The sequence below is a fragment of the Mycobacterium sp. 852002-51613_SCH5001154 genome (assembly GCF_001667425.1).
In the GTDB taxonomy this organism is placed as follows: domain Bacteria; phylum Actinomycetota; class Actinomycetes; order Mycobacteriales; family Mycobacteriaceae; genus Mycobacterium.
On sequence record NZ_LZII01000080.1, the window covers coordinates 92,018 to 116,355 of the forward strand.

At 68.6% G+C, this 24,338-nt stretch carries 19 protein-coding genes; 9 read left to right on the top strand and 10 right to left on the bottom strand.

Annotated features, from left to right (window positions below; translation table 11 throughout):
- Window positions 1-221 precede the first annotated feature (221 nt).
- The 7 genes from A5750_RS20860 to A5750_RS20890 all read left to right on the top strand — a co-directional run bounded on the left by A5750_RS20860 (window position 222) and on the right by A5750_RS20890 (window position 9,305).
- Complete coding sequence (locus A5750_RS20860) at window positions 222-1,931, top strand: acyclic terpene utilization AtuA family protein (RefSeq protein ID WP_066957454.1); 1,710 nt, start codon at window positions 222-224, stop codon at window positions 1,929-1,931.
- On the top strand, window positions 1,928-3,076 hold the full coding sequence (locus tag A5750_RS20865; protein ID WP_067265431.1) for an acyl-CoA dehydrogenase family protein: 1,149 nt from the start codon (window positions 1,928-1,930) through the stop codon (window positions 3,074-3,076). Before A5750_RS20860 ends, A5750_RS20865 begins: the two co-directional genes overlap by 4 nt.
- A complete protein-coding gene (locus A5750_RS20870) occupies window positions 3,073-4,668 on the top strand; it encodes an acyl-CoA carboxylase subunit beta (protein ID WP_066957458.1) in 1,596 nt (531 codons plus the stop codon). Before A5750_RS20865 ends, A5750_RS20870 begins: the two co-directional genes overlap by 4 nt.
- 5 nt (window positions 4,669-4,673) lie before the next feature.
- On the top strand, window positions 4,674-6,650 hold the full coding sequence (locus A5750_RS20875; protein WP_066957459.1) for a biotin carboxylase N-terminal domain-containing protein: 1,977 nt from the start codon (window positions 4,674-4,676) through the stop codon (window positions 6,648-6,650).
- Entirely contained in the window at window positions 6,651-7,817 is a 1,167-nt protein-coding gene (locus tag A5750_RS20880; protein WP_066957461.1) for an acyl-CoA dehydrogenase family protein, read from the top strand.
- On the top strand, window positions 7,817-8,596 hold the full coding sequence (locus tag A5750_RS20885; RefSeq protein WP_066957463.1) for an enoyl-CoA hydratase family protein: 780 nt from the start codon (window positions 7,817-7,819) through the stop codon (window positions 8,594-8,596). The genes A5750_RS20880 and A5750_RS20885 overlap by 1 nt, the downstream gene beginning before the upstream one ends.
- 106 nt (window positions 8,597-8,702) lie before the next feature.
- Window positions 8,703-9,305, top strand: coding sequence for a DUF1707 domain-containing protein (locus A5750_RS20890; protein WP_066957465.1), 603 nt, complete (start codon window positions 8,703-8,705; stop codon window positions 9,303-9,305).
- A gap of 2 nt (window positions 9,306-9,307) precedes the next feature.
- Here the strand turns inward: A5750_RS20890 and A5750_RS20895 are convergent, their stop codons facing one another.
- The 7 genes from A5750_RS20895 to A5750_RS20925 form a co-directional block, all read right to left on the bottom strand.
- Window positions 9,308-10,156, bottom strand: coding sequence for an aldo/keto reductase (locus A5750_RS20895; protein WP_066957467.1), 849 nt, complete (start codon window positions 10,154-10,156; stop codon window positions 9,308-9,310).
- Between the two features lie 69 nt (window positions 10,157-10,225).
- Window positions 10,226-12,205 (bottom strand): VWA domain-containing protein, encoded by a 1,980-nt coding sequence (locus A5750_RS20900; protein WP_066957469.1) that lies wholly within the window; start codon window positions 12,203-12,205, stop codon window positions 10,226-10,228.
- On the bottom strand, window positions 12,198-13,583 hold the full coding sequence (locus A5750_RS20905; RefSeq protein ID WP_066957472.1) for an ATP-binding protein: 1,386 nt from the start codon (window positions 13,581-13,583) through the stop codon (window positions 12,198-12,200). Before A5750_RS20905 ends, A5750_RS20900 begins: the two co-directional genes overlap by 8 nt.
- A 41-nt stretch (window positions 13,584-13,624) precedes the next feature.
- The gene (gene purH, locus A5750_RS20910) at window positions 13,625-15,208 is read right to left on the bottom strand and encodes a bifunctional phosphoribosylaminoimidazolecarboxamide formyltransferase/IMP cyclohydrolase (protein ID WP_066957474.1); all 1,584 of its coding nucleotides are present in this window, start codon (window positions 15,206-15,208) and stop codon (window positions 13,625-13,627) included.
- Entirely contained in the window at window positions 15,205-15,852 is a 648-nt protein-coding gene (gene purN, locus A5750_RS20915) for a phosphoribosylglycinamide formyltransferase (protein WP_066957475.1), read from the bottom strand. The genes purH and purN overlap by 4 nt, the downstream gene beginning before the upstream one ends.
- Window positions 15,853-15,873: 21 nt before the next feature.
- Window positions 15,874-17,247, bottom strand: coding sequence for a DUF6350 family protein (locus A5750_RS20920; RefSeq protein ID WP_082959162.1), 1,374 nt, complete (start codon window positions 17,245-17,247; stop codon window positions 15,874-15,876).
- 39 nt (window positions 17,248-17,286) lie between these two features.
- On the bottom strand, window positions 17,287-18,171 hold the full coding sequence (locus A5750_RS20925) for a DUF5336 domain-containing protein (protein ID WP_066957800.1): 885 nt from the start codon (window positions 18,169-18,171) through the stop codon (window positions 17,287-17,289).
- Window positions 18,172-18,416: 245 nt separating this feature from the next.
- On the opposite strand from A5750_RS20925, the gene A5750_RS20930 reads away from it, so the two are divergent.
- Window positions 18,417-19,265, top strand: a complete 849-nt coding sequence (locus tag A5750_RS20930) for an LLM class F420-dependent oxidoreductase (protein ID WP_066957480.1) — start codon at window positions 18,417-18,419, stop codon at window positions 19,263-19,265.
- A 26-nt stretch (window positions 19,266-19,291) separates the two neighbouring features.
- On the opposite strand, the gene A5750_RS20935 is transcribed toward A5750_RS20930, so the two are convergent.
- The 3 genes from A5750_RS20935 to sucC all read right to left on the bottom strand — a co-directional run bounded on the left by A5750_RS20935 (window position 19,292) and on the right by sucC (window position 22,967).
- A complete protein-coding gene (locus A5750_RS20935; protein ID WP_067265435.1) occupies window positions 19,292-20,812 on the bottom strand; it encodes an acetyl-CoA acetyltransferase in 1,521 nt (506 codons plus the stop codon).
- Between the two features lie 76 nt (window positions 20,813-20,888).
- On the bottom strand, window positions 20,889-21,791 hold the full coding sequence (gene sucD, locus A5750_RS20940) for a succinate--CoA ligase subunit alpha (RefSeq protein WP_066957483.1): 903 nt from the start codon (window positions 21,789-21,791) through the stop codon (window positions 20,889-20,891).
- 12 nt (window positions 21,792-21,803) lie between these two features.
- Window positions 21,804-22,967 (bottom strand): ADP-forming succinate--CoA ligase subunit beta, encoded by a 1,164-nt coding sequence (sucC, locus tag A5750_RS20945; protein WP_067265438.1) that lies wholly within the window; start codon window positions 22,965-22,967, stop codon window positions 21,804-21,806.
- A gap of 323 nt (window positions 22,968-23,290) precedes the next feature.
- Between sucC and A5750_RS20950 the strand changes: the two genes are divergently transcribed.
- Window positions 23,291-24,337 carry a M23 family metallopeptidase gene (locus A5750_RS20950; protein ID WP_066957802.1) on the top strand — a complete coding sequence of 349 codons (1,047 nt, stop codon included), beginning with the start codon at window positions 23,291-23,293 and terminating at the stop codon, window positions 24,335-24,337.
- The last annotated feature ends 1 nt before the right edge of the window (window position 24,338 follow it).

A 24,338-nucleotide genomic window follows, 5' to 3' on the forward strand; every position in this document is an offset into this window, starting at 1 on the left:
ATTGCTATCAGGATAGTCGGTGGCCTGCCCGGCACCAAAACGACGCCCACCGGCGCCGAGATTGCCGTGACGGCTGTGATCCCGGCGTGTCAACGACCGTGGCGGCAGTCTCGCCGCGCGGGCCGGGTGGGCGTCCTTGACGTGACACCGGCGCGACCCGCTAACCTACCGGTTGGTTGGTTGGTTTGCGCTCACCGGTGAAACGCAGATTGGAGGACCGCATGGCCTCTGCTCCTGGCCGCGACGCTGTCCGGATCGCGAACTGCTCCGGGTTCTACGGCGACCGGCTGTCGGCGATGCGCGAGATGCTCACCGGCGGTGACGTGGACTATCTCACCGGCGACTACCTGGCCGAACTGACGATGCTGATCCTGGGCCGCGACCGCATGAAGCACCCCGAGCGCGGCTACGCCAAGACGTTCCTGACCCAACTCGAGGACTGCCTCGGCGAGGCCCTTGACCGGGGCGTCCGCATCGTCGCCAACGCCGGCGGCCTCAACCCGGCCGGGCTGGCGGACGCCATACGCGCCCTGGCCGAGCGCCTCGGTATCCCGGCCCGGGTCGCCCACGTCGAAGGCGACGATCTGCTGGCGCGCGCCGCGGACCTCGGGCTGGGCACGCCCCTGACCGCGAACGCCTACCTGGGCGCCTGGGGCATCGTCGACTGCCTGGGTGACGGCGCCGACGTGGTCGTCACCGGACGGGTGACCGACGCCTCGGTGATCGTCGGGGCCGCCGCCGCGCACTTCGGCTGGGGCCGCACCGACTACGACCGGCTCGCCGGCGCGGTGGTCGCCGGCCACGTCATCGAGTGCGGCGTGCAGGCCACCGGCGGCAACTACTCCTTCTTTACGGAGGTGCCCGACCTGACCCACGCCGGCTTCCCGCTGGCCGAGGTCCACGCCGACGGCTCGTCGGTGATCACCAAGCACCCCGGCACCGGCGGGCTGGTCAGCGTCGACACCGTCACCGCGCAGCTGCTCTACGAGATCACCGGCGCGCGCTACGCCAACCCCGACGTCACCGCCCGGATGGACACCGTCGAGCTGTCCGCCGAAGGCCCCGACCGGGTGCGCATCAGCGGCGTGCTCGGCGAACCGCCGCCGCCCACCTACAAGGTGTCGCTGAACAGCATCGGCGGATTCCGCAACTCCATGACCTTCGTGCTGACTGGCCTGGACATCGAGGCCAAGGCCGGCCTGGTGCGCCGGCAGCTCGAGGCCGCGCTGACCGTCAAGCCCGCGGAGCTGCAGTGGTCGCTCGCCCGCACCGACCACACCGACGCCGACACCGAGGAAGCCGCCAGCGCGCTCCTGCACTGCGTGGTCCGCGACCCCGATCCCGCGAACGTCGGGCGCCAGTTCTCCTCGGCCGCCGTCGAATTGGCGCTCGCCAGCTATCCCGGTTTTCACGTGACCGCCCCACCCGGCGACGGCCAGGTCTACGGCGTGTTCACCGCCGGCTACGTCGACGCCAACGAGGTGCCGCACGTCGCGGTGCACGCCGACGGGACCCGCACCGATATCCCTTGCGCCACCGACACTTTGGAGTTGACACCCGCCGATGCCCCGGCATTGCCCGAGCCGATTGACGCGGGGCCGGTGCGCAGGGTGCCGCTGGGCCGCATCGCCGGGGCTCGCAGCGGCGACAAGGGCGGCTCGGCCAACGTCGGGGTCTGGGTGCGCACCGACGAACAGTGGCGCTGGCTGGCCAACACCCTGACCGTCGAGCTGCTCAAGGAGCTGCTGCCCGAAGCGGCGGAGTTCGAGGTCACCCGACACGTGCTGCCGAACCTGCGCGCGGTCAACTTCGTCATCGACGGCATTCTGGGCCAGGGTGTTGCGTATCAGGCACGTTTCGATCCGCAGGCCAAGGGGCTGGGTGAATGGCTGCGCGGCCGGCATGTCGACATTCCTGAAAGGCTGCTATGAAGCTGTGGACGACGCCGGAGCGCGAACAGCTGCGAAAGACGGTGCGCTCCTTCACCGAACGCGAGATCCTGCCCCATGCCGACGAGTGGGAGCGCATCGGCGAGTTGCCGCGCGACTTGCACCGGCGCGCCGGGGCGGCCGGCCTGCTGGGCGCGGGCTTCCCCGAGGCGGTCGGTGGCGGCGGGGGTGACGGCGCGGACGCGGTCATCATCTGCGAAGAGGTGCATCAGGCCGGCGCTCCGGGCGGGGTGTTCGCGTCGCTGTTCACTTGCGGCATCGCGGTGCCGCACATGATCGCCTCCGGCGATCAGCGGCTGATCGAGGAGTTCGTGCGGCCGACGCTGGCGGGCGACAAGATCGGCGCGCTCGCCATCACCGAGCCCGCCGGCGGCTCGGACGTCGGGCACCTACGAACCTCGGCGGTGCTCGATGGGGACCATTACGTGGTCAACGGCGCCAAGACCTACATCACCTCGGGCGTCCGCGCCGATTACGTGGTCACCGCGGTGCGCACCGGCGCCGCCGGCGCGGCCGGTGTTTCGTTGCTCATGATCGAGAAGGGCACACCGGGTTTCGAGGTGAGCCGCAAGCTGGCCAAGATGGGGTGGCGGTCCTCGGACACCGCCGAGCTGTCCTTCGTCGACGCGCGGGTGCCGGCGGCCAACCTGGTCGGCGCCGAGAACAGCGGATTCGCCCAGATCGCGCAGGCATTCGTAGCTGAGCGGATCGGCCTTGCCGCGCAGGCGTATTCGAGCGCCCAGCGGTGCCTGGACCTGACGCTGCAGTGGTGCCGCGACCGGGAGACCTTCGGCCGCCCACTGATCTCGCGGCAATCGGTGCAGAACACGCTGGCCGAGATGGCCCGGCGCATCGACGTCGCCCGGGTCTACTCTCACCACGTGGTCGAACGTCAGCTGGCCGGCGAGACCAACCTGATCGCCGAGGTGTGTTTTGCCAAGAACACCGCCGTCGAGGCCGGCGAATGGGTGGCCAACCAGGCCGTCCAGCTGTTCGGCGGCATGGGCTACATGGCCGAATCCGAAGTCGAACGCCAATACCGGGACATGCGGATCCTGGGCATCGGCGGCGGGACGACCGAAATCCTGACCTCACTTGCAGCTAAGACCCTGGGGTATCAATCGTGACCACTCTGCAGTCCACGCTCGATCCCAAGTCCCCCGCGTACGCCGACGCGTCGTCGACGGCAACCTCGAGGCTTGAGGAGATCGACGCCGAACTCGCCAAAGCGCTTGCGGGCGGGGGCCCCAAGTACGTCGAGCGGCACCACGCCCGCGGTAAGCTGACCGCGCGGGAACGCATCGAGCTGCTCGTCGACCCCGACTCCCCGTTCCTGGAGCTCAGCCCGCTAGCGGCGTGGGGCAGCGCGTTCACAGTCGGAGCCAGCACGGTCACCGGCATAGGCGTGGTGTCCGGTGTGGAATGCCTGATCGTCGCCAACGACCCGACCGTCAAGGGCGGCACCAGCAACCCGTGGACCCTGAAAAAGATACTGCGGGCCAACCAGATCGCATTCGAGAACCGACTGCCCGTCATTTCGCTGGTGGAATCCGGCGGGGCGGACCTGCCCACCCAGAAGGAAATCTTCATTCCCGGCGGGCAGATGTTCCGGGACCTGACCCGCCTGTCCGCGGCCGGGATTCCCACCATCGCACTGGTTTTCGGCAACTCCACCGCCGGCGGCGCCTACATTCCGGGCATGTCCGATCACGTCGTGATGATCAAGGAACGTTCGAAGGTGTTCCTCGCCGGTCCCCCGCTGGTGAAGATGGCCACCGGCGAAGAATCCGACGACGAGTCGCTGGGTGGTGCCGAAATGCACGCTCGCATCTCGGGTTTGGCCGACTACTTCGCCGCCGACGAGCTCGACGCGATCCGCATCGGCCGCCGCATCGTGGCCCGGCTGAACTGGGTCAAGCAGGGCCCGGCCCCGGGGCCGGTGATCGAGCCGCTGTTCGACACCGAGGAGCTCATCGGCATCGTGCCCGCGGACCTGCGCGTCCCGTTCGACCCGCGCGAGGTGATCGCCCGCATCGTGGATGGCTCGGAATTCGACGAGTTCAAGGCCATGTACGGCTCGTCGCTGGTGACGGGATGGGCCCGCCTGCATGGCTACCCCCTGGGCATCCTCGCCAACGCGCGCGGGGTGCTGTTCAGCGAGGAGTCGCAGAAGGCCACCCAGTTCATTCAGCTGGCCAACCGCTCGAACACGCCACTGTTGTTCCTGCACAACACCACCGGTTACATGGTGGGCAAGGACTACGAAGAGGGCGGGATGATCAAGCACGGGTCGATGATGATCAACGCCGTCTCCAACTCGACCGTCCCGCACATCTCGCTGTTGATCGGCGCCTCCTATGGCGCCGGCCACTACGGCATGTGCGGCCGGGCCTACGACCCGAGGTTCCTGTTCGCGTGGCCCAGCGCCAAATCGGCGGTGATGGGGGGCGCCCAGCTTGCGGGCGTCTTGTCCATCGTGGCCCGGGCCGCCGCCGAGGCCCGCGGCCAGCAGGTCGACGAGGAAGCGGACGCCGCGATGCGCGCGGCCGTCGAAGGGCAGATCGAGGCGGAGTCGTTGCCGCTGGTGTTGTCCGGAATGCTGTACGACGACGGGGTGATCGACCCGCGCGACACCCGCACGGTGCTGGGAATGTGTTTGTCCGCCATTGCCAATGGCCCGATCGAGGGGACGTCGAACTTCGGCGTCTTCCGGATGTGAGTCCCATGGTCACTCGAGTGCTGGTCGCCAACCGAGGCGAGATCGCCCGGCGGGTGTTCGCCACCTGCCGGCGGCTGGGCCTGGGCACGGTCGCCGTCTACACCGACCCCGACGCCGCCGCGCCGCACGTAGTCGAGGCCGACGCGCGGGTGCGGCTGCCCAAGACCAACGACTATCTGAACGCCGACGCGATCATCGCCGCGGCCCGCGCGGCGGGCGCCGACGCGGTCCACCCGGGCTACGGGTTCCTCTCGGAGAACGCCGATTTCGCAGCCGCCGTGCAGGGCGCTGGCCTGACCTGGGTCGGGCCACCGGTGGACGCGGTACGGGCGATGGGCTCCAAGATCGAGGCCAAAAAACTGATGGCCGCCGCCGGGGTTCCGGTGCTCGACGAGCTCGACCCCGACGCGGTCACCGAGGCGCAGCTGCCCGTCCTGGTCAAGGCCTCCGCGGGCGGTGGCGGGCGCGGGATGCGGGTGGTTCGCGAATTGTCTTCTCTCGCCGGCGAAGTCGAGGCGGCCCGGCGCGAGGCGCAGTCAGCGTTCGGCGACCCGACCGTCTTCTGCGAGCGGTACCTGCCCACCGGGCATCACATCGAGGTTCAGGTCATGGCCGACACCCACGGCACCGTTTGGGCCGTCGGGGAACGGGAGTGCTCGATTCAGCGCCGGCATCAGAAGGTCATCGAGGAGGCCCCCTCGCCGCTGGTGGAGCGCACCCCGGGCATGCGGGCCAAGCTGTTCGAAGCGGCGCGGCTGGCGGCGGGCGCCATCGGTTACGCCGGAGCCGGGACGGTGGAGTTCCTCGCCGATGACGACGGAGAGTTCTACTTCCTGGAGATGAACACGCGGCTGCAGGTCGAGCATCCGGTGACCGAGGAGACCACCGGGCTCGACCTCGTCGAACTGCAGCTCATGATCGCCGAGGGCGGCCGACTCGACGCCGAACCCCCTGCCGCCCAGGGGCATTCGATCGAGGCCCGGCTCTACGCCGAGGACCCGGCACGCGGCTGGCAGCCCCAGGCCGGCGTGATGCACAGGATCGACGTACCGGCGGTTCGGACCGAGTTCGCCTCACTCGGCCACCGGACCGGAATCCGCCTCGATTCGGGCATCCTCGACGGTTTCACGGTGTCGATCCACTACGACCCCATGCTGGCCAAGGTCATCTCGTACGCCCCGACCCGCCGGCAGGCGGCGCTCGTACTCGCCGACGCGCTGGCCCGCGCCGGCCTGCACGGCATGCGCACCAACCGTGAGCTGCTGGTCAACGTGCTGCGGCACCCGGCATTCCTCGAAGGCGCCACCGACACAGCGTTTTTCGACACGCACGGCCTGGACAAATTGTCGGCGCCGCTGGCAGACGCCGCCGTCGTCCGGCTGTCCGCGATCGCCGCCGCGCTGGCCGAGGCGGCCCATAATCGCGCGGCGGCGCCCGTCCTCGGAGCCGTCCCCAGCGGTTGGCGAAACCTGGCGTCTGGCTACCAGGTCAAGGCCTATCGTGACGACGGTGACACCGAGCAAAACATCGAATACCGGTTCACCAGAACCGGATTGGCACTGCCGAACGACGCAGGGGTGCAGCTGGTTTCCGCCACGGCCGATCAGGTCACTCTCGCGGACGACGGGGTGGCGCACACGTTCGCGATCGCGCGGTACGGTGACGACGTCTACGTCGACTCGGCCCGCGGCCCCGTTCACCTGGTCGCGCTGCCGCGCTTCCCGGAGCCGGGCTCTACGGTCGAAAAGGGCTCCCTGGTAGCGCCCATGCCCGGCAACGTCATCCGCCTCGCCGCCGCGGTCGGCGACACCGTTACCGCCGGGCAGCCACTGATCTGGCTGGAGGCGATGAAGATGGAACACACCATCACCGCACCCTCCGACGGAGTGCTCGCCGAGCTCAACGTCGGTACCGGTCAGCAAGTCGAGGTGGGCGCCGTCCTGGCACGAGTGGAATCGCCCCAAGCAGAAGGAGATTCGTAAATGACCGACACCAGCTTCATCGAGAGCGAGGAGCGGCAGGCCCTGCGTAAGTCGGTCGCCGCGTGGGCCGCCAACTACGGCAGCGAGTACTACCTCAAGAAGGCACGCGCGCACGAGCACACCGACGAATTGTGGTCGGAGGCGGGCAAGCTCGGCTTCCTCGGGGTGAACCTGCCCGAGGAGTACGGCGGTGGCGGCGCCGGCATGTACGAGCTGTCCCTGGTGATGGAGGAAATGGCGGCGGCGGGCAGCGCGTTGCTGCTGATGGTCGTGTCGCCGGCGATCAACGGCACCATCATCAGCAAGTTCGGCACCGAAGAGCAGAAGAAGCGCTGGATTCCCGGGATTGCCGACGGAACCCTGACCATGGCCTTCGCGATCACCGAGCCGGACGCCGGCTCCAACTCGCACAAGATCACCACCACCGCCCGGCGCGATGGTAGCGACTGGATCCTCAAGGGCCAGAAGGTCTACATCTCCGGTATCGACCAGGCGCAGGCCGTCCTGGTGGTCGGCCGCACCGAGGAGGCTAAGACCGGCAAGCTGCGGCCGGCACTGTTTGTGGTGCCCACCGATGCCCCCGGATTCTCCTACACACCAATCGAAATGGAGCTAGTCAGCCCCGAGCGGCAGTTCCAGGTCTTCCTCGACGACGTCCGGCTGCCGGCCGACGCGCTGGTCGGTTCCGAGGACGCGGCGATCGCGCAGCTCTTCGCCGGCCTGAACCCCGAGCGAATCATGGGCGCCGCCAGCTCGGTCGGGATGGGACGCTTCGCCCTCGACAGGGCCGCCGATTACGTCAAGACCCGCCAGGTGTGGGGTACGCCGATCGGCGCGCACCAAGGACTCTCGCACCCGCTGGCGCAGTGCCACATCGAGGTGCAACTGGCCAAGCTGATGATGCAGAAGGCCGCCGCACTCTACGACAGCGGCGATGACGCGGGCGCGGCCGAGGCCGCCAACATGGCCAAATACGCTGCGGCCGAGGCGGCTACCCGTTCGGTCGACCAGGCGGTGCAGTCGATGGGCGGCAACGGGTTGACCAAGGAGTACGGTGTCGCCGCCATGCTCGCCTCGGCCAGGCTCGGCCGGATCGCCCCGGTGAGCCGGGAAATGGTGCTCAACTTCGTGGCGCAGACGTCGCTGGGCCTGCCCCGAAGCTACTGATGGAAACGCTGGTCGAATACGCAGGGCCTGCCGATACCGGCGGCCCGTTCACGTGGCTGACGCTGAACTCGCCCCACAACCGCAACGCGCTCTCGACCGCGCTGGTCACCCAGCTGCACCAGGGCCTGCGCGATGCGCGGGCGGATCCGGCGGTGCGAGCGGTGGTGCTCGGTCACACCGGCGGCACCTTCTGCGCAGGTGCCGATTTGAGCGAGGCCGCCGGGGGCGACCCCTTCGACATGGCGGTGGCGCGTGCCCGGGAAATGACCGTGCTGCTGCGGGCCATCGTCTCCTCGCCGCTGCCGGTGATCGCCGCCATCGACGGGCATGTCCGCGCGGGTGGGTTCGGCTTGGTCGGTGCCTGCGACATCGCCGTCGCGGGCCCCCGCAGCACCTTCGCCCTGACCGAGGCCCGGATCGGCGTCGCCCCGGCGATCATCTCGCTGACGCTGCTGCCGAAATTGTCGCCGCGGGCCGCGGCGCGCTACTACCTGACCGGCGAGACATTCGACGCCGGCGTGGCGGCGGACATCGGGCTGATCACGATGGCGGCCGAGGACGTCGACGCCGCGGTGGCGAAGCTGCTCGCCGATGTGGGCCGCGGTTCGCCCCAGGGTCTGGCGGCATCCAAGGCGCTGACCACTGCGGCGGTGCTGGAAGGGTTCGACCGCGACGCCGAGCGCCTCGCTGAGGAATCGGCCCGGCTTTTCGTCTCCGACGAAGCCCGCGAGGGCATGATGGCGTTTCTGCAAAAGCGCGCCCCGAGCTGGACGAGTTAGCCAGGTGTCAAACAAGCGCCGCCGGACGAACCGGGCGGCGCGGGGCAAGGTTGCAGTTTGACCAATCCTCTTGCGGCAATAGCCGGACGTCGTAGGCTCGTGGGTGATGAGCAACTCCGCGCAACGCGATGCGAAGGACACGCGCGACGAATCGTCGCGCGCGGGCGACACCGATCGCATCCAGATCGCGCAGTTGCTGGCGTACGCGGCCGAGCAGGGCCGGCTGCAGATGAAAGACTACGAAGACCGGCTGACCAGGGCCTATGCGGCGACCACCTATGAGGAGTTGGATCAGCTCCGGGCCGATCTGCCGGGTTCGCCGATCAACCCGCGGCGGGGCGGCAAGCCCAACCCGGCGCCGTCCACTCTGCTGCTGGCCCTGTTGAGCGGGTTCGAGCGGCGGGGCCGGTGGAACGTGCCGAAGAAGCTGACCACCTTCGCCTTGTGGGGCAACGGCGTGGTGGATCTGCGCTACGCCGACTTCACCTCGACCGAGGTCGACATCCATGCGATGTCGATCATGGGGGCGACAAAGATTTTGCTGCCGCCCGAAGTCAACGTCGAGATTCACGGCCGCGGCGTCATGGGCAACTTCGACCGCAGCGTCCTCGGCCAGGGCACCCCCGGCGCACCGAAGGTGAACATTCGCGGCTTCTCCCTGTGGGGTGCCGTCGGCATCATTCGCAAGGCCCGCAGGCCTCGCGGCTAGCGTCAGCCGGGCACGTAGTCGAACTTATCGGGGTTGGGCCCGTTCCTGCCTGCTTCACCTTTGTCCAGGGCTGAGATCGCGTCCATGTCGGAATCATCCAACTCGAAGTCGAAGAGCTGGAAGTTCTCCTTGACCCGTTCCGGGGTCACCGACTTGGGGAAGACGATGTCGCCGCGCTGAATGTGCCAGCGCAGCACCACCTGCGCCGCCGACTTGCCCCGCGCCTCGGCGATGCGGTTGATCACCGGATCATCGAGCACCTTGCCCTGCGCGATCGGTGCCCACGCCTCGGTGGCGATGCCATGCTCGCGCCCATACGCGCGGACCTCTGTGTTCCCGAAGTACGGATGGAGCTCGATCTGGTTGACCGACGGCACGGTGTCGGTTTCGGCGGCGAGCCGCTCCAGGTGTGCGACTTGGAAATTCGAGACGCCGATGCTGCGCGCGCGCCCGTCGCGAGCGAACTCTTCGAACACCTTCCAGGTCGAGACGAAGTCGCCGTCGTAGAGGGTGGGCAGCGGCCAGTGAATGAGGAACAGGTCGACGTAGTCGGAGTCCAGCGCCTTCAGGGTTCGGTCGAAGGCACGGCGCGCGTCGTCGGGTTTGTGAAAGCCGTTGTTGAGCTTGCTGGTGACGAACACGTCGCCGCGGTCGAGACCGGCGTCGCGGATGCCTTGCCCGACTTCCTTTTCGTTGCCGTACATCTCGGCGGTGTCGATATGCCGGTAACCGATCTCGAGCGCCGTCTTGACCGCCGCAGCGGTCTCGTCGGGCTTGATCTGAAACACGCCGAAGCCCAGCTGCGGAATGCCGACACCATCGTTGAGTTCGATCGTTGGAATCTTGCTCATGCGTCTCCTCCTTCTCGCTCCGTGTACCCGGTCGAGTGAGCACCTATCCGTTGGGGGTCCGTTGGCGGCTTAGCGGCGGCGGGACCGGAGGTAGTCGCCCACCACGGCCGCGCCCAGGCCGTCGAGGTCGGGCACCACCACGCGCCCCTCGACACGCCGCGCGACCTGGTCGATGAACCGGGCCAGGCCGGGGTCGCTGCCCAGCCGGAAGATGGTGATCTGCGCGCCCAGGCGGGCCATGTCGTCGAACCCGCGCACGGTGTGCGCGATGGTCCGAGGATGCGGCGGGTAGTCGAAAAACACAGTGGTACCGTCACCTTCGAAATCCTCCAGGTGAGCGGTGGGCTCCCCGTCGGTCACCACCAGGACGACGGGCTGCGCGTTAGGATGCCGCCGGAGGTGCCGGCCGGCCAGCGCCAGGGCGTGATGCAGGTTGGTGCCCTGCTCGTAGACGCCCTCGAGACCGGTGAGCTCGGCCGCGGTCACCGTTCGGGCGTAGCGGCCAAACGCGATGATTTGCAAGGCATCCGAGCGAAACCGGGTGCACACGAGATGGTTGAGGGCCAGCGCCGTCTGCTTCATCGGCAGCCAACGGTTCTCCATGACCATGGAGAACGAGGTGTCGACCAGCAGCGCCACCGCCGCCTGCGTGCGCGTCTCGGTCTCGGAGACCTCGACGTCGTCGACGGTGATCTTCAGCTGTCCGACCGCGCCGTCCGGCGCGGCCGTTCCCGCCTGCCGCAGTACGGCATTGGTCAGCGTGCGGGAAATGTGCCACGGTTCGGTGTCGCCGAACTGCCAGGGCCGGGTGGCGCCGGTGAGTTCGCCGGCCGCGCCCGCGCGCCGATGGTCCCGCTCGCCGCGTCGGCCGGAAAGTTGTTGCGCCACATCGCGCAGCGCCGTCTCGCCGAGCCTGCGCATCGCCTTGGGCGAGAGGCGCCACTGTCCGTCGGAACCCCGGTCCAGAAAGCCCTGATTGACCAGTGCGCGCTCCAATTCGGTGAGCGTGCGGGCGTCGACGGCGGCCTGGTCGCCGAGTTGGCGTGCCAGCGCGTCAAGATCGACGTCGTCCATGGTGGCGCCCGGATAGCTTTGCGAGAGCTGCTCGGCCAGCTGCTCGAGCTCGGCGACGTCGGCCAGCGCCTGGGTGCCCTCGCCCATCCCAAACGGGTTGTCGCCGGAGAACTGTTCGGACCCGCTCCAGTCCTCCCCCGGCCGGGCGGCCTGCAGGTGCGCGTCCAGCCGATTCAGCGCCTGCATCAGCGAAGGAGACCCGAATGCCTGCTGCGCCAAGGCATCCAACTCGGCCCGCTGGTCCGGGCTCAGGCTGTTGCGGAACCGTTGCGCGGCGGCGGCGCGCTTGGCCAAGGAATCCAGCAACTCGTCGACGTTGCGCGGGTTCTCCGGGAAGAACTCGCCGTGCTTGTCCATGAAGCCTTGGAAGTCCTGCTGGCTGTCCTCACCGCGGGCATGCTTGTCCAGCAGCTCGTTGAGGTCGTTCAGCATGTCGTTGACGCGCTGGCGGTCCTCGTCGGTGGCGCCCTGCAGGGCCTCCTTCATGCCGGCGAACCGCTGATCCAGCATCTCGCGGCCGAGCAGATCCTTGATCTGGTCGTACTTCTCGCGGGCCTCGTTGCTGCGCCAGTTGTAGTCGGAGAGTTCCTGAACGGCCTTGGCCGGCGAGGCCGGCAGGGCGTCGAGCTGCAATTCGCCGAAGCGGGCGTCGTCGTCGAGCGCGCGGGCCAGTTCTTTGCGTTCGGCCAGCACCGCCTCGTCGAGCAGCTTCTTGATCTCCTGCAGCGTGCCGTCTAAATTGTTGCGGCGCAACAGTTCCCGTCGGCGACGGTTCGCCTCCGCCGCCAGCCGGTCGGCGCCGGGCATGTTCTTGGTGCCGCGGCGCAGCAACTCGGACAGCGCGCGGCGCGGCGACGTGCCGGCCATGACGTCCTGCCCGATCTGCTCGAGGGCCTCGCGCAAATCCACCGGCGGGGCCAGCGGGTCCGGCCCGCCGGTGTACGCCGAGTATCGCGACGAATGGCCTCTAGCCATAGACGGTTTGGCCCTCTCCGGATACCTTGTCGATCCGCTTGGCCAGGTACAAGGCCTCCAGCGCGAGTTCGAGCGCGGCGGCGCGCTCGCCCTCCGACTGGGCGTTGACCTTGGCAGCGATTTTCTCCACCACCGGCAGGGCCGGAACCGCGGCCAGCACGTCCTTGGCCGAAACCCGCTCACCGGTCGTGACCGCGGAGCCGCCCTCGACCGCCGACACCAACGACCCGACGTCGATGCCGCCGAGCACCCGCGACGCGGTGTCGGCCGTCGCGCGGCGCAGCAGGTGTTCGAGGACGGCCTGCTCGCGGCCTTCCTCACCGGACTCGAATTCCAGCTTGCCGCGCAGGACGTCGATCACCGTGCCCAGGTCGACCACCCGGGCCACCGGATCGGTCTCCCCCAGCATCGCGCCGCGGTGCCGGGCGGCCGCCGCCACGGTTTCGGCCGCGGCGATCGCGAACCGCGCAGACACCCCGGAGCGTTGGTCGACGGAGTTGGACTCCCGCAGGTACCGGGCGAACCGGGCGATCACCTGCATCAGGTAGTCGGGCACCTGCGCGGACAGGTGCGCCTCCTGCAAGATCACGCCCACCTCCGCCTCGAGCTCCAGCGGGTAGTGGGTGCGGATCTCCGCACCGAACCGGTCCTTGAGCGGGGTGATGATGCGGCCGCGGTTGGTGTAGTCCTCCGGGTTGGCGCTCGCGACCACCAACACGTCCAGCGGCAGCCGCAGCGTGTAGCCACGGACCTGAATGTCGCGCTCCTCCATCACGTTGAGCATCGACACCTGGATGCGCTCGGCGAGGTCGGGAAGCTCGTTGACCGCGACGATGCCGCGGTGTGCGCGGGGGATCAGGCCGTAGGCGATGGTTTCCGGATCCCCGAGGCTGCGGCCCTCCGCAACCTTGATCGGGTCGATGTCACCAACGAGGTCCGCGACGCTGGTGTCGGGGGTTGCCAGCTTCTCGGTGTAGCGCTCGCTGCGGTGCTTCCACTCGATCGGCAGGTCGTCGCCCAGGGTGGCGGCCTTGCGGATCGACTCCGGCGTGATCGGCGAATAGGGATGCTCGCCCAGTTCCGCCCCGGCGATCACCGGCGTCCACTCGTCAAGCAGCCCGGTCAGCGCGCGCAGGAGCCGGGTCTTGCCCTGGCCACGTTCGCCGAGCAGGACGAAGTCGTGCCCGGCGATGAGCGCCCGCTCCAGTTGGGGCAGGACGGTGTCCTCAAAGCCCAGAATTCCCGGCCAGACCTCATCGCCCTCCGCCAACGCGGTCAGCAGGTTTTCCCGGATTTCCTGTTTGACTCCCCGTTCACGATGGCCGGCGGCACGCAGTTCGCCGACGGTGCGGGGCAGATTGCTGGGTGATGGCACCACTCCACGCTACGCGTTGGCCAATGGCCCCACGCGCCGAGCGTTCAGTGCGCGAAGTGGCGGGCGCCGGTGAGGTACAACGTGACGCCGGCGCTGGCCGCCGCCGCGGTCACCTCGTCGTCACGCACCGACCCACCGGGGTGCACGATCGCTTTCACCCCGGCGGCGGTCAGCGTCTCGAGTCCGTCGGGGAACGGAAAGAACGCATCCGATGCGGCGACCGCACCGCGGACTCGGTCACCGCCGCGCTCGACGGCGAGCCGAGCGGCGTCCACCCGGTTCACCTGTCCCATGCCGACGCCGATGGTCGCGCCGCCGGCGGCGATCACGATGGCGTTCGACTTGACCGCCCGGCAAGCCCGCCACGCGAAGACCAGGTCGGTCAGCGTGGCCGGGTCGGCGGGTGATCCCGTCGCCAGCGTCCAATTCGCCGGGTTGTCACCGTGCGCGTCGAGCTCGTCACGTTGCTGCACCAGCAGGCCACCGCTGATCGGCCGGAGCTCGGTGCCGCCGGTCAGCGGTTCGGAGGCCACCAGCACCCGGATGTTCTTCTTGCGCGTCAAGGCTTTCAATGCCTCCGGCGCGTACGCCGGCGCGATGATGACCTCGGTGAAGATGGTGCTCACATACTCGGCCATCTCGAGACTGACTTCGGTGTTGGCCGCGATGACGCCGCCGAAGGCGCTCAGCGGATCGCATTCGTGGGCCTTGCGGTGCGCGTCGGCCACCGATTCCGACGAGATGGCGATCCCACATGGGTTGGCGTGCTTGATGATTGCGACGCACGTCTGTTCGTGGTCGAAGGCGGCCCGCCAGGCCGCATCCGCGTCGGTGAAGTTGTTGTACGACATCTCTTTTCCGTGCAGCTGCTCGGCTTGCGCCAGTCCCGGCCAGGCGGTGGGGTCGCTGTAGAGCGCCGCCTGCTGGTGCGGGTTCTCGCCATAGCGCAGCATCGTCGAGCGGTTCCAACTGCGCCCCAGCCACTTGGGGAACGCCGTCGGCGGGTGCTCGGGCGCCAGCGTCGACTCCATCCAGCCCGCGACGGCGATGTCGTATTCGGCGGTGTGCTGAAACGCCAGCGCGGCCAGCTTTTTGCGCTCGGCGAGGGTAAAGCCGCCGTGCCGCACCGCGGCGAGCACGCCGTCATAGCCGCGTGGGTCGGTGATCACCGCCACGCTGGGATGGTTTTTCGCGGCCGCGCGGACCATCGAGGGCCCACCGATGTCGATCTGCTCGACGCATTCGTCGATGCTGGCGCCGGAGTCGACGGTCTCGCTGAACGGGTAGAGGTTGACCACGACGAGTTCGAACGCCGCAACGCCAAGTTCCTCGAGCGCCGCGGCGTGCTCGGGTTTGCGGAGATCGGCCAGCAGGCCGGCATGCACCCGCGGGTGCAGCGTCTTGACCCGTCCGTCGAGCACCTCGGGAAAGCCGGTCAACTCCTCGACCCGCGTGACCGGAATCCCTTTTTCGGCAATGGTCTTCGCCGTCGACCCGGTCGAGACGATCTCGACGCCCGCGTCCGCCAGCCCCCGGGCGAGTTCGACGAGCCCGGTCTTGTCGTAGACGCTGATCAACGCGCGGCGGATCGGTCTTTTCGCCGTCTCCGGCCATTCGTCGGTGCTCATCGGTTGGTCGCCTTTCGTCCGATCGTCGCTGTTCTTCCGACCAGGGTCAGGCCGCCGGTCGCGATCTCGGCCACCACGTCCACCAGGAGCTTCCGTTCGGTGACCTTGATGCGTTCATGCAGGGTCTCTTCGCTGTCGCCGTCGAGCACCGGCACGGATTGCTGCGCCAGGATCGGCCCGGTGTCCGTCCCGGCGTCCACCAGGTGCACGGTACAACCTGTGACCTTGACGCCGTAGGCCAACGCATCGGCCACGCCGTGCGCGCCCGGAAACGCCGGCAATAAAGCCGGATGAGTATTGATGATCCGGCCGTAGAAGCGCGAGAGAAACTGGGGCCCAAGTATTTTCATGAAACCCGCCGACACCACCAGATCGGGCGAGTGCGCGGCGGTGGCTTCGGTGACGGCCGCATCCCACGCGGCGCGGTCGGGGTGATCGCCGAGCCGGGCGGTGAACGTCGGCAGCGACGCCCTCGCGGCGATCTCGGTGGCCAGGCACTCGCGATCGGCACCGACCGCGACCACGCGGGCGGGGTAGTCGCCGACGGCGGCGTCGAGCATGGAGCTCAGCAGCGATCCGGTGCCCGATGCCAATACCACCACCCGCGCCGGCGCGCTCGGGGGCACATGGAGCGGTTCGGCCACAAGCAGAGAGCCTAGTGGGAGCTACTCGTCGGGCTCGCGGTCGGGCGCGGTCGGCTGCCCTTCGTCGGGGGGCGGCAAGGTGTCGTCGCCCACCGCCTCGGCGTCGTCGCCGACCAGCGCGTCGTGCGCGGCGAACTCCTCGGGATCGGCGAGATCCGGCGGCGGTTCGTCGTCCGCCTCGTCGAAGGCCCCGGCGAAGTCCGCCGGTTGTTCGGGCGCGGCGGGCGCGGGCTTGGGCCGCCGGGGCCGGGCCCGGACGCCGCCGCTCATCACCAGGGTGATCCCGCCGACAACCGAGAACCAGAAGAACACCCCGATGAGTAAGGCGCTCTGGTCGACGCCGACATCGCCAAAGTTTCCCAGCCGGCCGCTGCCGCCGTATGCGAGCAGGGACATCGCCAACGCCCCCGCGACGGAGGCGACGAGAAGCTTGGCCGTCGCCGGAATCAGCGGGAGCGCCCGCCGAGCGCACTGCTGCCCGACCGCCACCCCGGACGCCGCGCCGATGATGAGCAGGGCGACCCACACCGGCCCCAGCGGCGGGTGGGGCGCGGCGGCCAGGATCGGCAGCGCCGGAATGTCGCCGCCGAAGACGGTGAACGAACTGAACGTCGCGAAGCCGAGGTGGGCGCTGGACCCTACCGCCATCGCCGAGGTGCCGACGATGACGTTGGGCGCGTACAACATCGACAGCACCGTAAGGCTGAACTGCCCGAATATCGAATCGGTGATCCCGTAGAGATCTTGCATCGTCGCCCAATGCACCACCAGCGACGCCGCCGTGACCAAGCCCGAAAGCCCGAGCAACGCCAGCACACCGGCCGACGCCGCGCGCAGGGCATCACCGAGCCAAAACGGCAGGGACGAGGCCGCCAACGCCCGTCGCCCCACCCGGGACCACACACCGATCGCGGCGCCGAGGGCATGCACGACGAGCACGCTGGTGAACGCGCGCAGGGCGCTGGGCGTCTGCAGCTCGGTGATCACCGACGACGCGTCGTGGATGACGGCCAGGGCGATCGCCGCGATCAGCAAGGGACCGCCCACCGCCGACGCGACCACCCAGCGGACGACCAACCACGAGGAATACGAAGAGGTCGCCCGCGCCGTGCTGCGCGCGGTCGCCCAGATCATGAGCAGCACCGGCAGCAGCGGCATCACGCCCAGTTCGCGGCCGCCGATCGAGATCGGCACCTGGTGCACGCCCAGCCACATGCTGGCGATCGCGCCCAGCGCGCCGGTCATGTCGCTGTTGGCGATCAACAACTGCAGCAACGTGACCGCGGCGATGATGACCAACGCCACCACCGCCGGACCGAACGCCACACGGACGAGGTCACGCGCCTGGCGAGCGCCCGCTGGCCGGTTGTCCGCGCCTTCCGACACCCTTTTCACTCTTCGGCGTACGTCCCGACTAGGCGCGAGGGCGCACGGTTAGGAGGGCGCGGGACCAGACGGCGACGAGGGCGGCTGCTGCTCCTGGCCGTACGGCTGCTGGCCCCCGCCCTGGCTGGAGTAGTTGGGCGCCGAACCCTCGGACCCCGAGCCGGCCGCGGGCGGCGGGCTGAAGCTGGGGAATCCGGTGGGCGGCGTGGACGGTCCTTGTTGCGCGGTCGCTTGGGGCCCGGACTGCGGCTGGGCACCGAAACCGCCGGTCGGAACCGCGCTTTGGGTCGGGGCCTGGCTGGCGGGGTAGCCGCCGTACTGCGACCCGTACCCGGGGTGCTGCGGCTGCTGCTGGCCAGGCTGACCGTAGTAGGGCTGCTGGCCGTACTGCCCGTACTGGCCGTATTGGCCGTACTGGGCGTAGGGGTCGTACTTGGGCCGCGGCGCAGGCGCCGTGATGACGCCCGCCTCCAGCAGGACGACGACGACGGCGGCGATCGCCTGGAGCACGCTGCACGCGACCAGGGGCCACATCGCCCAGCCGATCGCGACGCCGGCCGGCAGGTTGATCGTCTCGGTGACGGCCAGCAGCGCACCGAGGACCGCGATGACCGCGACGACTCCGGCGTAGGTCTTGGCCTTGGGCAGCAGGCTCAGCCCCGCGAGCAGCGCGGCCAGCACCGCGACGATGACCGCCGTACCCGCGTCACCGGCGCGTCCGCCGACGCCCGGGCCGAGCTCGGAGCCGATGGTGAACGTCGGCCCGAAGTTCAGCAGATATACCGCCAGGCCGAGCACGACCACCGCGATGTTCAGGTAAAGCGGGAGCTTCGTCGTGCCGTCGTCGTCCTTGGTGAACGACGGCGTGGCACCTGAGTAGGAGCCCCCGGGCGATGCGGGCTGATATCCGGGGCTACCGGGCGAGTAGGTCATGGCTCCTCCTGTTGCTTCCAGTGCCTTGAAGTGCCTTTGCGGGCGCCACAGTTGCGTCGCGACGCTGTGCTTGCGGGCGCGCCGTTCCATAAACGCCGTGCCCGGCGGTTGCGTTGCGACGCGATCGATCAACCACGCTAGCGCACTTCGGAACGCCGGTGCCGTGGCCACCGGCTTGGACGCCGATCCGTGCCGCCACGACGGCGGCTTGCTCAGCGCAGGTAGAACACGTTCTAATTCTCTCCATGGATTACGGGCTTGTGCTTTTTACCAGCGACCGCGGCATCTCTCCGGCATCGGCCGCGAAGCTTGCCGACGAACACGGCTTCACGACCTTTTACGTGCCGGAACACACCCACATCCCGATCAAGCGCGAGGCGGCGCACCCGACGACGGGCGACGCCTCGCTGCCCGACGACCGCTACATGCGGACGCTAGACCCATGGGTAAGCCTGGGCGCGGCGTGCGCCGTCACGTCGCGGGTGCGGCTGTCCACCGCGGTGGCGCTGCCCGTCGAACACGACCCCATCACGCTGGCGAAAAGCATTGCCACCCTCGACCATTTGTCCGGCGGACGCGTCAGCCTCGGCGTCGGGTTCGGGTGGAACACCGACGAGCTCGCCGATCACGGCGTGCCGCCCGCGAGGCGCCGCACCATGCTGCGCGAATACATCGAAGCCATGCGGGAGCTGTGGACCAAGGAGGAAGCGGCCTACGACGGCGAGTTCGTCAAGTTCGGGCCGAGCTGGGCGTGGCCCAAGCCCGTGCAGCCACACATTCCCGTGCTGGTCGGCGCTGCCGGTAACGAGAAGAACTTCAAGTGGATCGCCCGCAGCGCCGACGGCTGGATCACCACCCCGCGCGACTTCGACATCGACGAGCCGGTGAAGTTGCTGCAGGACACCTGGGCGGCCGCCGGCCGCGACGGCGCCCCGCAGATCGTCGCGCTGGACTTCAAGCCGATCCCCGAGAAGCTCGCCAAATGGGCCGAGCTGGGGGTCACCGAGGTGCTGTTCGGGCTCCCCGACCGCCCCGAGGACGAGATCGCCGCCTACGTCGAGCGGCTGGCGGGCAAGCTGGCCGCCCTCGTCTGAGAACCCTTCGTACCGCGACCCGGCTGTCAGGCCAGCGTGCAGCGGTTGCCGTAGTCGAAGGAGCGCACCCGCACCGAGTGCCCGAGTGGGTCGCCGTCGATCAGCAGCGCGAGCAAGTCGTCGTCCTCGGTGGTGGACAGGAACCGGCTGCCGTCGTCGAGCCGGCCGACGATGATCCCGGTCGGGCGGCCATCGTCGCGGCGCACCGTGTAGGTCTCGACGGCGCCGACGCCGTCGGCCTGCTCGGTGACCGACAAGGTCGGCCAGTCGGCGACCTGAGCCTGCACCTGCGCGCTGCGGTCAGGCTTCCACTCCGCCGGGATGGTGGAGTACACGCCGACCGAGTACTTGCTCAGGATGCCGCCGTTGGCGCCCACCAGGCCGAATTCCCCTGGAACCCTTCGCATTTGCGCGACGGTCTCGGCGACGGCGTGCATCGAATAGTTGTTGCCCGCGCCGCCGAAGAACGGCAGCCCGCCGGTCAGCGTCAGGCCGCGCGGATCGTCGGGCGCGATGCCCATGCCGTCGCAGATGTTGAACACCGGCACCGGAAAGCAGCTGTACAGATCGAAGGCGGCGACGTCGTCGATGCCGATGCCGGCCATCGCCAGCGCCTCACCCACCGCCAGCACGTGCGACGGCGCATGCCCGAGATCGGGCCGCTCGAGCAGCGCCTGTTCCTCGATGTCGGCGTGGCCGTGCAGGTACACCCAGTTCTCCTCGGGCACCCCGAGGCGACGCGCCGCGTCAACCGACATCAGCAGCGCGGCCGCGCCCTGATTCACCTGGTCGCGGGCGACCATCAGCCGCGGGTACGGCTCCGCGATCATCCGGTTGCGGTCGGTCACGGTGATCAGTTCGTCGACCGAACGCTCCACCGGCGCGGCGGCGAACGGATTGCTGGCGGCGATCTTGGTGAACGGCGCGAACAGCTCGCCCATCCGCCGCCGGTATTCCGCCGGCCCCAGGCCGGTCCCGGCCCGCCGGGCGTTTTCCAGCAGCGCGTACTGGATCGGCGCGCTGGTCAGCCCGTGCATGACGGTGTAGCGCGAGACAAGCTTCTCGATGCCCTGGCCCCGGTCTTCCAAGTCCCCGTCGACCGTCTCGCTGAAGTCGGGCTTGGCTTCGGCTTTCGCGAAGTAGCGCAGCGTCGAGGTGGCATCCGAACCGAACACCATCGCGACCTGGGAGCGGCCCGCGGCGATCTCTCCCGCCAGCTCGCTGATCAGGTGCTGCGGCCCCTGTCCGCCGACGATTTCGAGGATGGCGCGAGCGGGCGCCGCACCAATGCGGTTGGCCACGGATCGCGGGTAGTTGTTCGACCGCCCCAGCGGGGCGTTGATCACACCGGAGATCTCGAACTGCCGGACGCCGGCCACGGTGTCGATGGCCGACGCGGCGTCCTCGACACCACAGTCGCCGACGGCGGCCCGGGCCGCGGCGGCGGCCAGCTCGACCGGCGACATCCCCCGGTAGTTCGCGTCGTCGATGCGTTCGGCGGCCTGCCCCACACCGACGACGACGGGGGTGTTCGGGTCGAGATTCATAGACCAACTATCTACCGCAGGTCCGTCTCCCGGCCTAATCGGGGGTCGCCGAGCCCAGGTCGATGGTGGCGACCCGCTACAGGCTCTGCAGGATCTCTCTGGCCAGCGCCGCGGTCTCCGACGGCGTCTTGCCCACCCTGACGCCGGCCGCCTCCAAGGCCTCCTTCTTGGCGGCCGCGGTGCCCGACGAGCCGGACACGATGGCGCCCGCGTGGCCCATCGTCTTGCCTTCCGGCGCAGTGAATCCCGCGACGTAGCCGACAACCGGCTTGGAGACATTGGCCTTGATGTAGTCGGCCGCGCGCTCCTCGGCGTCGCCACCGATCTCACCGATCATCACGATGACCTTGGTGTCAGGATCCTTCTCGAAGGCCTCGATGGCGTCGATGTGGGTGGTGCCGATGACCGGGTCCCCGCCGATGCCGATCGAGGTGGAGAAGCCGAAATCGCGCAGCTCGTACATCATTTGGTAGGTCAGCGTGCCGGACTTGGAGACCAGCCCGACGGGCCCGGGGCCGCTGATGTTGGCGGGCGTGATGCCGGCCAGCGCCTCGCCCGGGGTGATGATGCCGGGGCAATTCGGCCCGATGATGCGCGTCTTGTGGCCCTTGTCCAGGTTATAGGCCCACGCGTATGCGGTGTCCTGCACCGGAATTCCCTCGGTGATGACGACCAGCAGCGGGATCTCGGCGTCGATGGCCTCGATGATCGCGTCCTTGGCGAATTTCGGCGGCACGAAGACGACGGACACGTTGGCGCCGGTCTCCTTGATCGCTTCGGCGACCGTGCCGAACACGGGAAGTTCGACGTCCTTGCCGACGGGGTCGACGTGCGAGACGGTGGTGCCCGCCTTGCGGGCGTTCACCCCGCCCACCACCTGAGTGCCCGCTTTGAGCATGAGCGCGGTGTGCTTGGTGCCCTCGCCGCCGGTGATGCCCTGGACGATGACCTTGGAATCTTTGTTCAGGAAGATCGACATTGCTTGGCTCCCTTACTTGTTCGCCAGCTCGGCGGCTTTGTCGGCACCGGCGTCCATGGTCTCGGCCTGGATCACCAGCGGGTGGTTGGCTTGGGCCAGGATGCGGCGCCCCTCGTCGACGTTGTTGCCGTCGAGCCGGACGACGAGCGGCTTGTTCGCCTCGTCACCGAGCATGTTGAGCGCCGTCACGATTCCGTTGGCGACGGCGTCGCACGAGGTGATGCCCCCGAACACGTTCACGAAGACGCTCTTGACCTGCTTGTCGTTCAGGATGACGTCGAGGCCCGCGGCCATGACTTCGGCCGACGCGCCACCGCCGATGTCCAGGAAGTTGGCCGGCTTGACGCCGTTGTGCTTCTCGCCCGCGTACGCGACGACGTCGAGCGTGGACATCACCAGGCCCGCGCCGTTACCGATGATGCCGACCTGGCCGTCCAGCTTCACGTAATTGAGGTCGTGCTCTTTGGCCTTGAGCTCCAGCGGGTCGGTAGAGGCACGGTCTTCGAATTCCGCGTGCTCGGGGTGGCGGAAGTCGGCGTTCGCGTCGAGCGTGATTTTGCCGTCCAGCGCCAGGATTTGATCTTTCGGGTCGCGCACCAGCGGGTTGACCTCGACCAGCGTGGCGTCCTCGGCGACGAAGAGCTCCCACAGCTTGTTGATGGTCACCGCGGCCGCATCGAGCACCTCGGCCGGCAAGTGGCCCTGCTCGGCGATGGAACGCGCGGTCTCCAGGTCGACCCCGTTGACGGCGTCCACCGGGACCTTGGCCAGCCGCTCGGGCTTGGTGGCGGCGACCTCCTCGATTTCCATGCCGCCCTCGACCGAGCACATGGCCAGGTAGGTCCGGTTGGCCCGATCCAGCAGGAAGGAGATGTAGTACTCCTCGGCGATGTCGCTGGCCTCGGCGACCAGCAGCTTCTTGACGACGTGACCCTTGATGTCGAGGCCGAGGATGTTCTTGGCGTGTTCGTAGGCGTCCTCGGGCGTCGCCGCGTATTTGACGCCACCAGCCTTGCCGCGCCCGCCGACCTTCACCTGCGCCTTGACCATCACCGGACGGCCGATTTCGGTCGCGATCTCCCGAGCGCCCTCGGCGGTGTCCGTCACCCGCCCCGGCGTAGTCGGTACGTTGTGCTTGGCGAACAATTCTTTTGCTTGATACTCGAAAAGGTCCATGGACTCTCTGTCTTCGCTCGACTCAACTACTAGGCCTCTTGATGGGCGGTGCCGCGTTCGGCAACTCGCACGGACGAACTGTATCGACCCTCCTACCGGCCTTTACCGGCGCGTCCGGCGATGTGGCACAGCTCACCGCGTCCCGGCGTACCCCGTTCGTGACCCAAATCACAATTTCAATCGGATTGCGCGACGAGGTTGCCAGTTCCGCACGTCAGCGGATACCGTCCTAGGGTCCAGATAACGGTATGGTCACGATACGAGGACATTTCAGCTTGCCCCAGCATCGTTTGGCTCCTTCTACTGCTGAAACAGCAGGTGTGGTGCGGGTTGGTCGCGCGGCCGGTGGCCGAGGGATTGAGCCCCATCGCAACGAAGTCACCGAGATCCTCCCGCTCGACGGCTTCGACTTCGATGACCTGGATTGGCGCGAAGAGGTCAGCGATCTCGGCGAACTCGACTGCAGCAACGACTCAACCTTCGACAACGAAGCGCAGGTCTTGCTGGCCCCCGAACTCGACGACCTGAACGAGGCCGACGACCCGGCCCCGCTGTGGCTGGCCGCCCCGGTCACCGAGGTGCTGCCGCGGGTGATCGTCAGGTCCGCCGCCGAGTCCCGCATCGCTCGCGCGCACGACGTCGTCGGTGTGGCACGACGCGGAGGGCAGCATCGCAAGGAGCCGACGAGCGCGGCCCGCGGCCGCCTGCTGATCTCGGCGATGGCGGCCGGCGCGGCCGCCGCGGCGGCCCACACCGCCACCAGCCATGCCGACACCCCCAAGACCGAGGCCGTGCTGACCGCGAACGCGTCGGCGCTCACCGGTGGATCGGGCAACAGCAATACCGTCCGGGGCCCCCAGGTGGTCGCGCTCGAGCCGGCGGCGACCGCCGCCCTGCACAACCAGGAGCTCGCCAAGGGCGTCGCCTACGCCAACGATCGCGCTCAGCGTGAGGCGCGATTGCAGCAGCCGCTCTACGTGATGCCGACGAAGGGCATCTTCACGTCGAATTTCGGTTACCGCTGGGGCGTGCTGCATGCCGGCATCGACCTGGCCAACTCGATCGGCACACCGATCTACGCGGTGTCCGACGGCGTCGTCATCGACTCCGGGCCGGCCGCCGGCTACGGGGCGTTGGTCAAGCTCCGCCACGCCGATGGCACGGTCACGCTCTACGGCCACGTCAACACGACGCTGGTCAGCGTCGGCCAGCGCGTGATGGCCGGGGACCAGATCGCCACCATGGGCAACCGCGGCAATTCCACCGGCCCGCACCTGCATTTCGAGGTGCTGCAGGGCGGCACCGAACGGATCGACCCCGTCCCGTGGCTGGCTAAGCGGGGTCTTATGGTCGGTAACTACGCTGGTTGAG

Bases quoted from the DNA above. Each gene is read 5' to 3' on its own strand.
- A5750_RS20860 (WP_066957454.1), top strand. From the start codon at position 222: ATGGCCTCTGCTCCTGGCCGCGACGCTGTCCGGATCGCGAACTGCTCC.
- A5750_RS20865 (WP_067265431.1), top strand. From the start codon at position 1,928: ATGAAGCTGTGGACGACGCCGGAGCGCGAACAGCTGCGAAAGACGGTG.
- A5750_RS20875 (WP_066957459.1), top strand. From the start codon at position 4,674: ATGGTCACTCGAGTGCTGGTCGCCAACCGAGGCGAGATCGCCCGGCGG.
- A5750_RS20880 (WP_066957461.1), top strand. From the start codon at position 6,651: ATGACCGACACCAGCTTCATCGAGAGCGAGGAGCGGCAGGCCCTGCGT.
- A5750_RS20885 (WP_066957463.1), top strand. From the start codon at position 7,817: ATGGAAACGCTGGTCGAATACGCAGGGCCTGCCGATACCGGCGGCCCG.
- A5750_RS20890 (WP_066957465.1), top strand. From the start codon at position 8,703: ATGAGCAACTCCGCGCAACGCGATGCGAAGGACACGCGCGACGAATCG.
- A5750_RS20895 (WP_066957467.1), bottom strand. From the start codon at position 10,156: ATGAGCAAGATTCCAACGATCGAACTCAACGATGGTGTCGGCATTCCG.
- A5750_RS20900 (WP_066957469.1), bottom strand. From the start codon at position 12,205: ATGGCTAGAGGCCATTCGTCGCGATACTCGGCGTACACCGGCGGGCCG.
- purH (WP_066957474.1), bottom strand. From the start codon at position 15,208: ATGAGCACCGACGAATGGCCGGAGACGGCGAAAAGACCGATCCGCCGC.
- A5750_RS20925 (WP_066957800.1), bottom strand. From the start codon at position 18,171: ATGACCTACTCGCCCGGTAGCCCCGGATATCAGCCCGCATCGCCCGGG.
- A5750_RS20930 (WP_066957480.1), top strand. From the start codon at position 18,417: ATGGATTACGGGCTTGTGCTTTTTACCAGCGACCGCGGCATCTCTCCG.
- A5750_RS20935 (WP_067265435.1), bottom strand. From the start codon at position 20,812: ATGAATCTCGACCCGAACACCCCCGTCGTCGTCGGTGTGGGGCAGGCC.
- sucD (WP_066957483.1), bottom strand. From the start codon at position 21,791: ATGTCGATCTTCCTGAACAAAGATTCCAAGGTCATCGTCCAGGGCATC.
- sucC (WP_067265438.1), bottom strand. From the start codon at position 22,967: ATGGACCTTTTCGAGTATCAAGCAAAAGAATTGTTCGCCAAGCACAAC.